A 15,597-nucleotide genomic window follows, 5' to 3' on the forward strand; every position below is an offset into this window, starting at 1 on the left:
AAGCGTGTTCCGCTGCGCGGCCTGATGTTCAGCCCGTCGCTGGCCCCTGAGGATAATGCCGCGGGCCATGAACACCGCTGGTCCGCTCCGGCGGTCTGGCAGGGCGTGACGGCGGACTGCGTTCAGGCGCGGGGCGTGCGGGCAGGGATGCCGTGGCAGCGAACGCCGGGCGTCACCCTGCTGACGCTGATTGCCCTGTGGGGGGCGGGCAGCGTGGTCTCCTTTGCCGTTAACCGCCACCATATCGTCAGCGCGGCGGCGCGGGCGCAGCAGCTGGTGAATCATCCCGCGGTTAACGACCCGCAGCTGATGGCGCTGCAGGCTCTGCGTAACGATATCGGGCGCCTGCAGACTCAACAGGCGAATGGCGCTCCCTGGTACCAGCGCTTCGGGCTGGACCACAATGCGCCGCTTTCAGCCGCCCTGATGCCCTGGTACGGCCAGGCCAGTAACCGTCTGATACGCGATGCGGCCATGCAGGCGCTGACGCAGAAACTGACCGTCCTGGCGAACCTGCCGCCGCGCAGCCCGCAGCGCGCCACGTCAGCTAAGGCGGGCTACGACCAGCTGAAAGCATACCTGATGATGGCGCGCCCGGACAAAGCCGACGCTGCCCTGTACGCGCAGGTGATGACAACCACCGCGCCATCCCGGCCGGGACTCTCCCCGGCGCTGTGGCAGAGTATCGCCCCGGACCTTCACGCCTTTTACATGCAGAGCCTGCCGTCGCAGCCTGCCTGGAAAATCACGCCGGACAGGCAGCTGGTCACCCGGGTACGTCAGGTGCTGCTGGAGCAGATTGGCCGGCGCAACGCGGAAAGTACGCTGTATGAGAACATGCTCACCCGGGTGCGCCGCAGCTACGCGGACATGACGCTGGAGGACATGACGCCGCAGACCGACGCCGGTCGCCTGTTCAGCACGCCGGAGTCGGTGCCGGGGATGTTCACCCGCCAGGCGTGGGAGGGCGGGGTTCAGGAAGCCATTGATAACGCCGTGGCGTCCCGGCGCGATGAAATCGACTGGGTGCTGAGCGATAGCCGTAAAACGCTGTCCGGCGACGTCTCCCCGGAGGCGCTGAAGCAGCGCCTGACGGCGCGCTACTTCACCGATTTTGCCGGTGCCTGGCTGAACTTCCTCAACAGTATCCGGCTGAACCCGGCGCACAATATTGCCGACGTCACCGACCAGTTAACGCTGGCCGGGGACGTGCGCCAGTCGCCGCTGATTGCCCTGATGAACACCCTGGCTTACCAGGGGCAGACCGGGCAGCAGAAAGAGGCCATTTCCGCATCGCTGGTGAAATCGGCGAAAAACCTGCTGGGCGGTGATGACCGGCCGGTGATTGACCAGCAGGCCGCCGGACCGGCGGGACCGCTGGACAGCACCTTCGGGCCGTTGCTGCAGCTTATGGGTAAAAACAGCGCGCAGAGCGTGATGGCGGCGGACAGTTCGCTCAGTTTACAGACTTACCTGACGCGCCTGACCCGCGTGCGCCTCAGGCTCCAGCAGGTGGCAAACGCCGCCGACCCGCAGGCGATGATGCAGCAGCTGGCGCAGACGGTTTTCCAGGGCAAGAGCGTTGACCTGACCGACACGCAGGAGTACGGCAGTCTGGTGGCGGCAAGCCTCGGTGAAGAGTGGAGCGGTTTCGGGCAGACGATGTTTGTTCAGCCGCTGACCCAGGCCTGGGAGACGGTGCTTCAGCCATCGGCGGCCAGCCTGAACGAAGCGTGGCAGCGCTCAGTTGTCGCGAACTGGAATTCAGCGTTTAAAGGGCGTTATCCCTTTGCTGCCGCGAAGAGCGACGCCTCGCTGCCGATGCTGGCGGCGTTCATCCGCCGCGATACCGGACGTATTGACCGTTTCCTCAGCACGCAGCTGGGCGGCGTTCTGCACCGGGAGGGCAGCACCTGGGTGGCGGACAGAACCCGCAGCCAGGGGCTGACGTTCAGCCCGGCCTTCCTGAACGCGGTGAACCAGCTCAGCCAGCTGTCCGACATCCTGTTTACCGACGGCAGCCAGGGTATCAGCTTTGAACTGCAGGGGGTGGCAATGCCGGAAGTGGTGGAAACACAGCTGACGCTTGACGGGCAGAAACTCCACTATTTTAACCAGGTTGCCGACTGGCAGAGCTTCCGCTGGCCGGGGGTAATCAATAAACCGGGGGCGATGCTGACCTGGACGTCGACGGCGGCGGGAACCCGTCTGTATACAAACCACAGTGGCCCGTGGGGCGTTATCCGGATGCTGGAGCAGATGCAGCGGCAGAAAGCGGGGGACGGACTGTACCGGCTGAGCGTCACCGCGCCGGACAGGCGACAGCTTCAGTGGCTGCTGCGTACGGAACTGGGCGACGGACCGCTGGCGCTGCTGAAGCTGCGAAACTTCAGTCTGCCGTCGCAGATATTCAGCGTCGGTGTCCCGGCGCCAGGCCGCACGGATGAATATGAATCTGACGTTGTGGAAGGGAGTGAATAATGGCCTCTGTTGATATTCTGCTCGCCACCCGCCGGAGATCCCCCCGGCAACGATGATTTCAAGAAGATGCGTGATGAGGTAAGGGCGCGCAACTTATTGCTTCAATGTTCAATGTTCAATGACACTGATGCGATCTGAGGCTGCAGAAAACACCTATCGCGATCTTCTCCCCATTTTAAACGCACCTCCTGTAGCTCTAAGGCTAAAAGCATATTTCTATGGACGACTTAACCCTGCGTTATTTTGACGCCGAAATGCGTTACCTGCGTGAAGCGGGCGAAGAATTCGCCCGCGCCCATCCTGACCGGGCGGCGGCCTTAAATCTCGACAAAGCGGGCGCGCGCGACCCCTATGTCGAGCGCCTGTTTGAAGGCTTCGCCTTTCTGATGGGCCGCCTGCGCGAAAAGCTCGACGACGATCTGCCGGAGCTGACCGGCGGACTGGTGAGCATGATCTGGCCACACTACCTGCGTACCATTCCGTCGCTCTCCATTGTTGAGTTCACCGCGGACTGGCGTGAACTGAAAGAACCTGTCCGCGTTGAAAAAGGCTTTGGAATTCTTTCTCAGCCCATTGGTGAAAAGCGCACCCGCTGCCATTACACCACGACGCAGCCGCTGACCCTGCAGCCCCTGTCGCTCGCCCGGGCGGGGATCTCGACGGAACCGGATGGGCGCTCGCTTCTCCGCCTGCGCTTTGAGTGCAGCCCGCTGGCAGACTGGAGCCGCATCGATTTAAGCCGCATCCCGCTGTACCTGAATGGCGATGCGCCGCTGGCCTGCGCCTTGCATGAGGCGCTGACGCTCCGGGTTGCGAAAACGGGTATCCGCTTTCCCGGCGATGCTGACCGCAGACCGCTGGACGCCCGTTTTGCCGTCTGCGGTTTCAGTAAGGAGGAGGCGCTGTTGCCGGAGTGCGGCAGTTTCAGCGGTTATCAGCTGCTGCTGGAGTATTTTACCTTTCGTGAAAAGTTTATGTCGGTGACGCTGCGCGGCCTGGAAAATGTGGATTTCCCGGAAGAACTGGCGTGGTTTGAAATCGATATCGTGCTGGAGAGACAGTGGCCGCATGAATATGCGCTGTCGGAGAAACATCTGCGCCTGCACTGCACGCCGGTGATTAATCTGTTTCCGCTGGAGTCCGATCCGCTGCATCTGGACTCGTTACAGACCGAATACCTGCTGCGCCCGATGCGTGTCCAGGACGGTCATACCGAGATTTATTCCGTGGATTCGGTCACCTCCTCGCGCCACTCCGGTCACCAGACGTATGTGCCGTTCACCAGCTTCCGTCACAAGGGAGGAATGCTGCGCCATGATGCGCCGGAATATTATTACCATACGCGGGTAAAGTCCGGTCCTTCAGGGCTGCACGACACCTGGCTGACGCTCGGCGGCGAGGCGTTTGATAACCACGCCGTACCGGAGAATGAAAAACTGTCGCTCAGCCTGACTGGCACCAACGGCCAGCTGCCGCGCCGGGCGCTGCAGAGTACGCTGCTGGACACGGTGGTGAAATCCACCACCGCGCGCATTCAGGTGCGTAACCTCTGCGCCCCGACGCTGCCGTGCTACCCGCCGGACCGCGATCGTTTTCACTGGCGGGTGCTGAGCCATCTCGGCAGCAGTTTCCTGTGGATGATGGATAACGCTGACGTGCTGCGCGGCGCGCTGGCCCTCTATGACTGGACCGATAACGAGATGAACCGCCGCCGCCTGGAAGCGATTGTCGATGTCAGGCATAGCGAGGTGGAACGTTTTGCGCAGGGCCATTTTCTGCGCGGCGTGCAGATTGAGGTGACCCTCGACAGCAGCGGCTTCGCCGGGCACGGCGATATCTGCCTGTTCGGCGAGATGCTGAACCGCTTCTTCGCGCTGTATACCGATATTCACCTGTTCAACCATATGATTCTGATACTACAACCTGGGGGAGAGCGCCTCGAATGGCAGGAGAACCACAACCGCCGCATTCCCGGCTAAGCCCCCGGCTTGAGCGGGAAATCTATCGCATCAACTTCTACCGCTTCTGCCAGTTACTGGAAAAGCGTCGTCCGGGCGCATCGCCGTTGGGCAGCACCCTGAATCCGGCGGACGATCCGGTACGGTTTCGCCCGCATCCGGGAATGGGCTTCCCGGTCAGCGAGCTGAAAGCGGTGGAATATGATGAAGACCATCCGGATGCGCCGCCGACGGTGCGCACGACGTTTATGGGGCTCTACGGCGTCGACTCGCCGCTGCCCACCGCGTGGCTCGACGAGATCGCCCAGCAGCGGGAAGGGCACGAAGCGCAGGAGGCGTTTCTTGATATCTTTAACCACCGCATTCTGACGCAGTTTTACCGCATCTGGCGAAAATATTCCTACCCGGCGACGTTTGAAGCGGGGGGCAGGGACAGCACCTCGCAGAGCCTGCTGGGCCTTATCGGTCTGGGAATGCCGGGTACCGATAAGCATATCGCCACCCCGATATCGCGTTTTCTGGCGCTGCTCGGCATCATGCGCCTGCCTGCGCGTACCGAAGAGGGGATTCAGGCGCTGGTACGTCTGCTGGCTCCCCGCACGCGGACCACCGTCACGCCGCACTGCCCGCGCACGTTTTTCATCAACAATCCACTGGGTTTTTACGGCAATGACGATTTTCTGCTCGATGGCTATAACGTGCTGGGCGACGAAACGACAGAGGTCAGCAGCCAGCTATTGATTGCGCTGTACACGGACGATATCGCCGAGGCGCAGGGGTGGTTACCGGAAGGGCAGATATATCAGGACTTTCTGGTCCTGCTGCGGGTCTATCTCGGCTGGCGCTATAAAGCGCGTATACAGCTGACCGTTCCTGCCCGGTTACTGCCTGCGCCGGTGCTGGGCGAAACCCCCTTTATGCTTGGCATGACGGGGATACTGGGCGTGGAGGGAGAGGAGAGCCCGCCCGATATCCCCGCCACCTTTACTATTGAGCCTGGCGGCTATTGCGGAATGCCGTCTGCAACTTTACAACAAGGAAACCAGCGTGTTGCATACCACTTTGATTAAACGATGGAGTTTACTTCTTATGCCTTTACTGCTGACAGGCTGTGGCCTGACGCAGAAAATTAGCGACAGCACCTCATCGGCGGTGAAATCGGTGTTTTATAAGCAGGTAAACGTCCTGCATCTGGACGTTACCGCCCGGGCGGAACTGAACACCGATGAGCGGGAGAACACCTCGCTCTCCCAGCCGGTGATGGTGTGGGTCTACCAGCTCAGTGACCGCAAGGCGTTCGATAAACGGGTCTATCAGCAGTTGGTCACGGAAAGCGAGGAGGCCGCCGGAGACGAACGGCTTGCCAGCCGTAGCCTGGTGGTAAAACCCGGCGCTGACGTCAGCCTGGATATGCCGATGGACGAGAAGGCGCAGTTTATCGCGGTGGTGGGGTTATTCCGGGCGCCGGATATGGTGAAGAATGACTGGAAGCTGGTGCTGAGGCGCGACGATCTCGATCCCGACAAACCGCGCATTATTGAAGCCAGCCATAACCGCCTGACGTTGAAACCCCTGAAGGATGACTGAGATGCCCACACGCCATAATGCCCCCTCGCTGTATGAAATGCTGTACGGCAACTTTACCGGCGGACTCGACCTGCATCAGGTCAGTGAGGAAAACCAGGTTATTCTGTCGGTGCTGGATAATATGCAGCGCGTCCTCAACTGTCGCGCCGGGACGCTGGCGCACCTGCCCGATTACGGCCTGCCGGATATGACTAAAATCCTCCAGGGGATGCCGGGTACGGCCCATGAGCTGATGGGCATCCTGTCGGCCGTATTGCTTAAATATGAACCGCGGCTGAAGAAAATTGACGTGGTTCTGCTCGAGCAGGCTATCCCCGGCGAGCTGCGTTACGCCATTGACGCGGAGCTGAAGGGCGTAGGCCTGGTGCGCTACGGCACCGAATTTATGCCCGAGGGCAGGGTGCTTATCCGCCACCTCAAACAGCAGCAGTACCTGGAAGTCCGCTCCTCTATCTAGTTTTTATTCTGGCTGAAACCATCATGACGACCCCTTCTGAATGTTGCCTGAAAATCGGCGGCGACCCGCGTACGCTTGCGGATTACGCGCGCCTTCGCGATGAAATGAACAAACTGACCCATCCGGCGCGCCCGGATGTCAACTGGCGGCTCGCGGAAAAACTCTGCCTGTCGCTGTTTGAGCACAACGGCGTGGAGCTACAGACTGCCGCCTGGTATACGCTTGTCCGCACGCATCTGGCGGGGCTATACGGCATGAATGAAGGGCTGGCGATACTGGTCGCGCTGGTCTCCCGGCAGTGGGGCAATATGTGGCCGCAGCCGACGACTGCGCGAATCAAAATACTCAGTTCGCTCAGTCAACGGCTGCAGCAGGCGATGCGCACGCTGTCGCTGACCTATATCGACCTGAGCCAGCTTTACCAGGCAGAAGCGCATCTGACGGCGCTGGATGACGTACTGCAGCGTCTGGAACTCAAACATGCCGGCCAGCTTGATGCCCTGTCTATCCTGCTGCACAACGCGGCGGTGCGGCTGGAGAGCAGCGAAAATAAAGAGGAGACCGCGCCGCAAGCGGCCGCGCCTGATCCTGCCCCTTCCAGCCTCCCCGAACCGACCGCGCAGGTGAAATGGGTCTATGTCGCCGAGCCGGCATCGCGGCCGAATGCTGACGTTGTGACGGCATTCCCGGCGCCCGCGAAGCCCTGGAAGCCGTTTGTCGCCGGGATGCTGACTATGCTGGCGCTGGCCGGGGCCGCGGCGGGAGGATGGCGGGCAACGCACCCGTCCGATTCGGGGCAGATGCGGTTTCCCGCCCGGTTCTCTCCATTGCCTACGGTGCTTTCCGCTGAGCAGTTACAGACGCTACGACAACAATCCCCCTCGGCGGAGCCGGGGATAAAACAGACTCAGCAGCAGCTGGCGCAGCTTTTACAGCTAAAACCGGACTGGGCTTTGAGTTATGGCACTCATCTGGCGCAGCAGGCGCTGACGCTATGGCCAGAGCAGGCGAAACCGCTGGCGCGGCAATGGCAACAGCAGGTCAGCGCCGCCGCGCTTCCCGTGGAGAATCTCAGCGGCTGGCACCAGGGAATGACGCAGCTACAGCAGTTGACGAACCGGCTTAACGCGCTGGATGAACAGAAGGGGCGGTATATCACGGTGAGTGAGCTGAAGTCAGCGGTGTTTGCCATAACGCAGTCGTTCAGCCGTACCGTTCCGGCGGAAGAGCAGCTGCGGCAACTCTCCGCACAGCCGCGCAATCAGCCAGGGTCTGCGGCGCAGCAGAACCAGACGGAGCAGCATCTGCAACAACTGATTGCCCGCTATGCTGCGCTGAAACAAAAAACGGCGGAATAAGCCTGCAATAGCCACCCGCACGGGTCATTAGCGTGACGCATGACTTTCGCTATCGGAACGGCCGGTTGCCGGCCTGATGCGACAACCCTGCCACACCCGGCACCGGCGCGCCTGTCGCGCCGGTGCCTCCTTTCAGCGTTTAATCTCCCCAGACAAGGCTATCTAATAACGCCGTAATTCACTGGCTTCCCAGCTATACGCGTCCCTGGCGATTAACGTGTCGCCAAGCTCCTGATAATCGAAATGATAAAACTCAGCGCGGGCGCCATAACCGGAGTAGTCGACTGCCGCAAGGCCAACAAACGCTCCGGTAAAGAATCCGCCATAGCTTTGCAGGACATAATCATCCGAAAGGATCGCAGCATCTAGCTTCACAGGGATTTCAGTGAACTCAACCCCATCAAAGCTATATTCATAGCTATACGTTTCCTTCCTGACTTTCGTCCGGAACCAGACATATTCAACGTGCTCCGGGACCTTAATGGCTTCATCTTTTAAATATGATGTATACCGTCCTCGATTATTCTCACCTATTTCAATGACCTTACCGTTAATTTCATTCCAGGTAATGAACACAAAACTCCAGTGACGATCGTTATAGTAATTCGTTAATCCGGCCATTTGCTGGTAGTTAAATGGATTAAATTTAACTTTAACTTTCGCATCAAAATAAAAGGCTTGCCAGCGTCGGGCAATCAGCGACAGGTCATGGGTATTCGCTAAAGATCCCTGGCCAATTAACGTTAACTTGCCATCGCCGGTGGTACCCATTTTTTCTGTAAACGGCACCCGCAGGGTGTTCCAGTTACCATCGAGTGTCGCCGTTGTAAATTCGTCGTGCTGGCTACGGTCTGCCGGACTTTCGGTATCAATGGCATCTTTCGGGCCTTCGACAAACGTCTTTCCGCCGTGACCGCCTTCAATACGCGGCCAGCCGCCTTCATCCCAGTACACCTTCTGGATAGCCGTTTCTCTGCCCAGCGTTGACCAGCCGCGAGGATCGTAGACTGACTCACCCGGGCGATTCCACGGACGCGCGCAGAGCGAGGCGTAGTACCATTCGCCGCCGGGGGTGGAAACCAACGCGCCGTGCCCTTGCTTTTGGATGTAGCTGTCTGGCGTATCGACGTTGGTTAAGAAGACCTCACCTGGCTCCGTTTCAAAGCTGTTGGCGTCTAAGGTTTTAGAACGCGCAACCACTTCCTGGTGCGTAAATACGGTGCCCCCCTGGGCGGCAAAAAGATAATAATATCCGTTCAGTTTATAGAGATGCGGCCCTTCAACGAGCCCAACGGCGGTCCCCCGATAAAGGGTACGCGCGGTCTCTGGCATTAATTTCAGGTTTTTTGTATCCAGTTCAGTTAACGTGATGCCGTCATAGGGATGGTGATATTCGCGATGGTCCCAGGTTTGCTGCACGATATATTTCCGGCCATCATCGTCGTGGAAGAGAGAAGCATCAAAACCTACGCCGTTAAGCTTAATGGGATCTGACCACGGGCCGCGGATATCGGCTGCGGTGGTCAGATAGTTTGTCATGTCTTTAAAGGCGCCTTCGGTGACTTTGACGTCGGTATACACTAGCCAGAATTGACCGTCGGCATAAGAGAGCGCCGGCGCCCAAATGCCGCCTGATGAAGGGTTGCCTTTCATATCCAGCAGGGTGGTGGTTGACAGGGGCGCAGGGAGAAGATTCCAGTGCTCCAGGTCTTTTGACTCATGTAAACGAACGCCAGGGAACCACTCAAACGTAGAGTTGGCGATATAGTAGGTGTCCTCGACACGGATAATACTGGGGTCGGCATTAAACCCACGTAAAATAGGGTTTTGAATAAGTGACATATCATTACACCTTTTTATTTAAATGTTCCAAATGCATTTAATTTATATTTTTAACTACGCGCGGACTTCATCAAGCTGACGGTTGATATCGGTTACGTTTTTGTCAGAGATGGGATAAACCTGCATGATGATCATCGATACGATGGCTAACGCGATAGGGATCCACACCGCGGTCATAATGATCCCGTCGATAGCGCTGGCGCTTTGCTGGGCGCCGGTTTCATTAAAGCCATAGACGGCCAGTAACCACAGGGGAATCGCGCCGCCGATGGTAAAGCCGATTTTGAAAAAGAGACCCATAATCGCATTAATGATCGCCGCATTTCGCTTGCCAGATTTTAATTCGCCATACGCAATCACTTCAGGAACCAGCGCCCACATAAAGCCGGTCGCGGACGTTAAGCCCCATTGTTTAATGAAGGTGGCGATGTAAGCAAGCCAAAGCGCATCGTGCATGCCCTCGCGTGACCAGACGTAAGTCAGTAGCTCACCGACAATAAACATGGCCAGAAAAATATGGAAGAAGCCTTTTTTACCAAAAATTTTCTTGAGTTTGGGCCAAAAAATAGGGAATGCGATGCCCGGTATGGAGGCGACAAGGCCTACGGCGCCCATCCATTCTGAATGACCGACAACGTACTGATTGAAAAAGCCGTTAACCGTGTTCATGAAAAACATGAACGTGAAGGCCAGCATGAAAAACAGCCCGAGAATAACCAGCGGGCGGTTATGTTTGAGTTCAAGGAACAGATCGGTCGTTTTGACGTTGGCGGTCTGTTCTGCCGTCGCGACAACGCGTTCTTTCGTAAATTTATAGCAGATGAAAAGCGCCACCGCGCCGATTAGCATATACACGGAGTAGACGCCGAACCAGGCGTAGTTGGCTGATGGATCGGTATAGTTTCCCAGATTGAGCTCAATGCCGAAAAAACCGGTGTCCTTAAGGCTGCGATCTTTTGGTGAAGCCATCTGTACAAACATCGGGAACAGGGTATAAACAAGAAGATTGGCGCTATTGGCCAGCATCATTCGGGTACTGGTGAGTTTATCAATTGATTCCGGATCCCGGGTCAGGGACGCATTAAGCGAACCATAAGGAATATTCACTACGGAATAAACTAAATCCAGAGCCAAATAAACGATGAAGGCAAAAGGTACCGAACCTCTGACCCCAGGAATGGGAGCAAAAAGTAAAGCGGAAAGGATCACCAGCGGTACGCCGGCTCTTAACAGCCAGGGGCGATATTTACCTGCTTTTGACGTTCTTTTGTCAACATACGTGCCGACCATCGGATCCCAAAAGACATTGATGATTCGGACAAAAAGAAATATAAACCCTGCCGTTGCCGTGCTGATGGTATTAACCGTCAGCATGTGAAGAGCCAGAAAGCCGCCTATTGTGCCAAAAACCAGGTTTTGAGCGAAGTCGCCCATACCATAACCAATACGTTCTCCACGCGTTAATTTATGATATTCATCATGGCGGCTTTGCATTATGTTTTTACTCATTCTGAGCAGACTCCGGTGTGTTGTGTGGATGTGTAACAATTTCTGACATAAATAATCTCGAAGAATCTATTACGTTTTTAAATTAATTTATTATGTTTTTTTACTTCTGTGATCATCGAAGCAAAGCCTCCTCCAGACCCTCCATTTCACTTGTTGATTAACGCGTTACAAGCTATACCCCGGTAGATTTAAAACACCGCAAAACCGGCATTTTGTTTTATTGTTTTTTTTACTCTGGCCACTCCAGGAAATGTACTCTACAGGGTTGTCCGCGCGCTGAGTAAATGGCGATAATATCTGCGGGTGGGCTCACGTTTGGGTGTTTTCTTAATAGCGAAGCGAAATAACGTAATATATTCTGATTGCCCAGAATGGGATTGTTATTATCCGAATAAAGCTAACCTATATTGAGATAATTATGACAATGATAAAAAACTTCCATTACCGATGGCGGTCGTGGCCACGCTGTGCCCAATTTTCGTATTCGCGCGAGAATTTACTCAAGAACAGATCGACGCCGTGCTGATAAAAAAGTGGATGTTATTACCAACCCGCAGACCACCGCGGCCACGCCGGATATGGCGATCCCCTTCGGTCTGAAGGCCCGCTACGGCGCGCAGTTCCAGACCGGCGATCGGCCGTTTAGGCAATGAAGGCAATGGCGGCGAATTCCAGATAACCAAAGCCTTCAACAGCTGTAAAGGAGCTATCTGGGATATCAACGTCATGTTTGCCCACCGGAGCGATGAAGTTAACCTGAAAAAAGCCTACGTCGGCGTCACCAACGTGCTGGAGTCTAACCCCAATGCCAAATCGGAGCCGGCCGTGACTTCCATCAGCGTCCGCAACAGGGGATCAACAACGACTTCCGGATGGGGTGAGGCATGGTTCTAGAAGCCGATGGATCCAACAACGAAGAGGCTGGCGTGCGCCAGCCTCTTCGCGCGTTCAGCTATCTCAATGCACCGTCAGGCGCAGGGCCAGGTCCTGCGGGTAGGGATCAAAGTAGTTCTGCGCCTGCAGATAGCGATCCGGGTATTCGGCCAGATAGTGCTTAAGCAGCGTTAACGGCGCAAGGATAGGCAGCAGCCCGGAGCGATAGTTAAGGATCACCTCCCGCAGCTCGCCGCGCTGGCGGCTGTTTAGCTGGTTACGAAAGTAGCCCTGAATATGCATCAGCACGTTGGTGTGGTTTTTACGCGAGGCGGGCTGTTTCAGGATCGTCATCAGTTTTTCGCGGTAGATCGCAAAGAAAGCCTCCAGATCCTGCCATTCGTGGAGCGAGGCAACGAACGGGCCAATCTCGCGGTATCCCGCCTGATGGTGGGCCAGCAGCTGCAGTTTATAGCGGCTATGGAAATCCAGCAGCGCGCGGCGCGTCAGGCCATTTTTGTGCAGACAGTTAAGCTCGTGCAGGGCGAAGACCCGTTCGACAAAATTCTCACGCAGCACCGGATCGTGCAGGCGGCCATCTTCTTCCACCGGCAGCCACGGATATTTCTCCATCAGCGCGGCGGTAAACAACCCTGTGCCTTCTTTTCGCCCGCGATTGCCCTTTTCATCGTACAGCCGCACGCGCTCCATGCCGCAGCTGGGCGATTTGGCGCAGACGATAAATCCCGATAGTTCGCCCAGGGTCGAGAGGTGGGCGCTGGCGAAATCGGCCATCTTCTCCGTCACGTCGTCGTGCGGTGCATGCGTGAAGCGCATGCGGATTTCCCCTTCGGTCGTTTGCACCAGCCGCAGCGCCGGGCGCGGGACGGGGAGGCCGATAGCCATCTCCGGGCAGACGGGTTTAAACGCCACCCACTGCGCCAGCTCGTCCATCACAAAGCCCATGCGCTTATGCCCGCCGTCGAATCGTACGGCAGAACCGGTCAAACATCCGCTGATCCCAATGACAGGTTGTGTGTTCATGGCGTAGTCCTCTTTTATTGTGCGGTTCGGGTGAAGAAAAGGGTCACGGTGGCGACGGTAATGCCGAATTTCTTCATCTCGGTTTTGTTGAACAGGTGCGCGTCGTCCTGCAGGAACATCCAGTCGTCGAAGTGCAGTAGCCAGGTGCTACCGCTGGCCGTCACGTTCATGCTGTAGCGCCAGTGAAAAGCGTTGCCCGCCGCCTGGCCGGTCGCCACGCCGGCAATGTCGCCCGCGGTGCCTTCATAACGGTGGTCGCCGGTGCGGCGAATGCGCCATACCCGCTGCTGCTTTTCGCCATCATCGTAGATAAAGCGTTCGTGGAGCGTCAGCGTGTCGCCAACAACGTCGCCGTCAATGGCGACATGGAAGCGGCGCAGCTGTTTGCCGTTGCGATCCTGAACCATCCCCCAGGCTTCCGTTTTGCCCTGAAAGTAGTGGAAAATGTCCAGCGCCGGCTGCTGCTGCCGGTAGTCGGCCACTTCGGCGCTGCAGCCCGCCAGCGCCAGCATCAGCAGCGCGAGGCCAAGGGTCAGAATGCGTTTCATGATGTTCGCTCCGCGGTAAGCTGCACAACGCTGATGGTGCGGGCGTTAAACCCGGCTTCGCAGTAGCCGAAGTAGTAGAGCCACATGCGGCGGAAGCGATCGTCAAAGCCGAGTTTCTCAATATCCTGCCAGGCGTGGATAAATCGCTGCCGCCAGTGGGCCAGGGTGCGGGCGTAGTCCGGCCCCATATCGAACAGATCGCGCACCACAAAATCGGTGTGCCGCGTCATCAGCTCGTTCATCGCAGTGATGCTGGGCAAAAATCCGCCGGGGAAGATGTAGCGCTGAATAAAATCCACGTTTTTGCTGTAGCCGCGATAGCGCTGATCCTGGATGGTAATTGCCTGGATCGCCATTCTGCCGCCCGGGCGCAGTCGCGCCTGGCAGGTGCGAAAGAAAGCCGGCAGATAGCGTTGCCCCACGGCTTCAATCATCTCCACCGACAGCAGCTTGTCGTACTGGCCGGTCAGATCGCGGTAATCGCAGAGCAGTACCTCGACGCGATCCTGCAGCCCGGCGCGGGCAATTCGCGCGTTGGCCCACTGGAACTGTTCCTGCGACAGGGTGGTGGTGGTGACCCGGCAGCCGTAGTGGCGGGCGGCGTATTCGGCCATCGCCCCCCAGCCGGTGCCAATCTCCAGGAGATGATCGCCGGGCGTAAGCGCCAGACGCTCGCAAAGGCGCGCCATTTTGGCCCGCTGGGCCTGGGTGAGATCCTGGCCGTCGTCGGTAAACAGCGCGCTGGAGTAAAGCAGCTCGTCGTCAAGGAAGTGGGCGTAAAAGTCGTTGCCCAGATCGTAATGGGCGGCGATATTCGCCTTCGCCTGCGCGCGCGAGTTGCGGCGCGTCCAGTGGCGCAGCCGCTCTACGGGCTTGCCCAGCAGCCGGAAGCCGCGCTCCAGCCGCCCCAGTACCTGGCCGTTACGCGCCAGGATCTGCAGCAGCGGCGTCAACTGCTGGCTCTCCCATTCGCCGTCCATCCAGGCCTCCGCGGCGGCGAGGCTGCCGCCGGTCAGTAAACGCCGGTAGACGCCCGAGGAGAGCACGTGCACCTCGGCGCGCAGCGCGGCGGCGGGGTCGCCAAAATGAAAGGTCTGCGCCCCTTCGCGTACGGTGAGCGCCCCTTCGCGAATGCCGCTCAACAGACGAAAGAGCAACCAGCGCGCGATACGCACGTTGCGCGGGATATCGGGTTCAAGCGCAAAGACAGGATCGGTCATGAGCGTTCACTCCTGCTGACAGGATGGTTGTACAGCGGCACGCGCTTGAGCCATAGCCGCAGCGCCTGCCAGTAGATCGCGAGGACGGTTTTCAGCGTCATCAGCGGAATGCGCAGCAGCAGCCCGCGCAGGCTGGCCCGCGTTAAAGGCGCGCGGCTCAGGGCCAGCGTGGCGTCGAAGACTTTCGCGGCCTGATGGTTCTCGATATGCATGTGCAGCGTTTTACCGGGACTGTTAAAGCGCCAGAGGTAGACCATATCCATCGGGTTAAACGGCGAGACGTGAAAGGCTTTCGCCAGCGGGCGCGCCCGTTGACCGTCTACCGCGTAGTAATGGCGCTCATTCCACGGCGTGTTGCGCACTTCGGCCAGCACCCAGCGCAGGGTACCGGCGCCGTCGTAGCAGTAGTAAAAGTTGACCGGGTTAAAATGAAAGCCCAAGTAGCGCAGTTGGGTCAGCAGCATGACGCGGCCATCCGGGCGCGCGCCGGTCAGGCTTTCCAGCCGGTTCAGAACCTGCGCTTTCAGCGGCGTGCCCAGCGGATAATCCGCATCGTAAAAAGAGGCGGCAGCAAAGCGATTGCGGCGGATACCCGCTTCGCCGAGCCGATCCAGCTCATCCAGATCGAGCCAGGCCATAAAGATGCGATAGCGAAAGTGGTGCGCTTTCGGCTGAAGACGGCGGTGGCGTAATACGCCCTGATAGAGGCAGCTGTTCATG

At 57.9% G+C, this 15,597-nt stretch carries 12 protein-coding genes and 1 pseudogene; 7 read left to right on the top strand and 6 right to left on the bottom strand.

The window, feature by feature from the left end; translation table 11 throughout:
* The 6 genes from ABLU96_RS12265 to ABLU96_RS12290 all read left to right on the top strand — a co-directional run.
* Positions 1 to 2,481: ImcF-related family protein (locus ABLU96_RS12265; RefSeq protein WP_348862538.1), on the top strand; the 2,481-nt coding region annotated here is incomplete at its 5' end.
* A 218-nt stretch (positions 2,482 to 2,699) separates the two neighbouring features.
* A complete protein-coding gene (tssF, locus tag ABLU96_RS12270; protein WP_064406702.1) occupies positions 2,700 to 4,460 on the top strand; it encodes a type VI secretion system baseplate subunit TssF in 1,761 nt (586 codons plus the stop codon).
* On the top strand, positions 4,424 to 5,509 hold the full coding sequence (gene tssG, locus ABLU96_RS12275) for a type VI secretion system baseplate subunit TssG (RefSeq protein WP_032749379.1): 1,086 nt from the start codon (positions 4,424 to 4,426) through the stop codon (positions 5,507 to 5,509). The genes tssF and tssG overlap by 37 nt, the downstream gene beginning before the upstream one ends.
* Positions 5,487 to 6,026, top strand: coding sequence for a type VI secretion system lipoprotein TssJ (tssJ, locus tag ABLU96_RS12280; protein ID WP_032749377.1), 540 nt, complete (start codon positions 5,487 to 5,489; stop codon positions 6,024 to 6,026). The genes tssG and tssJ overlap by 23 nt, the downstream gene beginning before the upstream one ends.
* A 1-nt stretch (position 6,027) precedes the next feature.
* Positions 6,028 to 6,483: a type VI secretion system baseplate subunit TssE gene (gene tssE, locus ABLU96_RS12285; RefSeq protein WP_014838282.1), complete on the top strand. Its 456-nt coding sequence runs from the start codon at positions 6,028 to 6,030 to the stop codon at positions 6,481 to 6,483.
* A gap of 23 nt (positions 6,484 to 6,506) precedes the next feature.
* Positions 6,507 to 7,841, top strand: a complete 1,335-nt coding sequence (locus tag ABLU96_RS12290) for a VasL domain-containing protein (protein ID WP_064406699.1) — start codon at positions 6,507 to 6,509, stop codon at positions 7,839 to 7,841.
* Positions 7,842 to 8,003: 162 nt separating this feature from the next.
* On the opposite strand, the gene ABLU96_RS12295 is transcribed toward ABLU96_RS12290, so the two are convergent.
* Positions 8,004 to 9,683: a glycoside hydrolase family 43 protein gene (locus tag ABLU96_RS12295; protein WP_348862541.1), complete on the bottom strand. Its 1,680-nt coding sequence runs from the start codon at positions 9,681 to 9,683 to the stop codon at positions 8,004 to 8,006.
* 54 nt (positions 9,684 to 9,737) lie between these two features.
* Positions 9,738 to 11,177, bottom strand: coding sequence for an MFS transporter (locus ABLU96_RS12300; RefSeq protein ID WP_162557343.1), 1,440 nt, complete (start codon positions 11,175 to 11,177; stop codon positions 9,738 to 9,740).
* A 462-nt stretch (positions 11,178 to 11,639) separates the two neighbouring features.
* Here ABLU96_RS12300 and ABLU96_RS12305 point away from each other — a divergent pair.
* Positions 11,640 to 12,055 (top strand): annotated as a pseudogene (locus tag ABLU96_RS12305) (carbohydrate porin); the annotation flags it as partial.
* 94 nt (positions 12,056 to 12,149) lie between these two features.
* On the opposite strand, the gene ABLU96_RS12310 reads toward ABLU96_RS12305, so the two are convergent.
* Genes ABLU96_RS12310 through ABLU96_RS12325 form a run of 4 tightly spaced genes read right to left on the bottom strand, consistent with a single transcriptional unit; the run spans position 12,150 to position 15,596 of the window.
* The gene (locus tag ABLU96_RS12310) at positions 12,150 to 13,109 is read right to left on the bottom strand and encodes a DUF523 and DUF1722 domain-containing protein (RefSeq protein ID WP_014229093.1); all 960 of its coding nucleotides are present in this window, start codon (positions 13,107 to 13,109) and stop codon (positions 12,150 to 12,152) included.
* Between the two features lie 14 nt (positions 13,110 to 13,123).
* Entirely contained in the window at positions 13,124 to 13,657 is a 534-nt protein-coding gene (locus ABLU96_RS12315; protein ID WP_025107997.1) for a DUF3833 domain-containing protein, read from the bottom strand.
* Positions 13,654 to 14,877 carry a cyclopropane-fatty-acyl-phospholipid synthase family protein gene (locus ABLU96_RS12320; RefSeq protein WP_014838292.1) on the bottom strand — a complete coding sequence of 408 codons (1,224 nt, stop codon included), beginning with the start codon at positions 14,875 to 14,877 and terminating at the stop codon, positions 13,654 to 13,656. The genes ABLU96_RS12315 and ABLU96_RS12320 overlap by 4 nt, the downstream gene beginning before the upstream one ends.
* Positions 14,874 to 15,596: a DUF1365 domain-containing protein gene (locus tag ABLU96_RS12325; protein WP_014229096.1), complete on the bottom strand. Its 723-nt coding sequence runs from the start codon at positions 15,594 to 15,596 to the stop codon at positions 14,874 to 14,876. Before ABLU96_RS12325 ends, ABLU96_RS12320 begins: the two co-directional genes overlap by 4 nt.
* Position 15,597 lies beyond the last annotated feature (1 nt).

Source organism: Klebsiella sp. CN_Kp106 (assembly GCF_040064575.1).
Lineage (GTDB): Bacteria > Pseudomonadota > Gammaproteobacteria > Enterobacterales > Enterobacteriaceae > Klebsiella > Klebsiella michiganensis.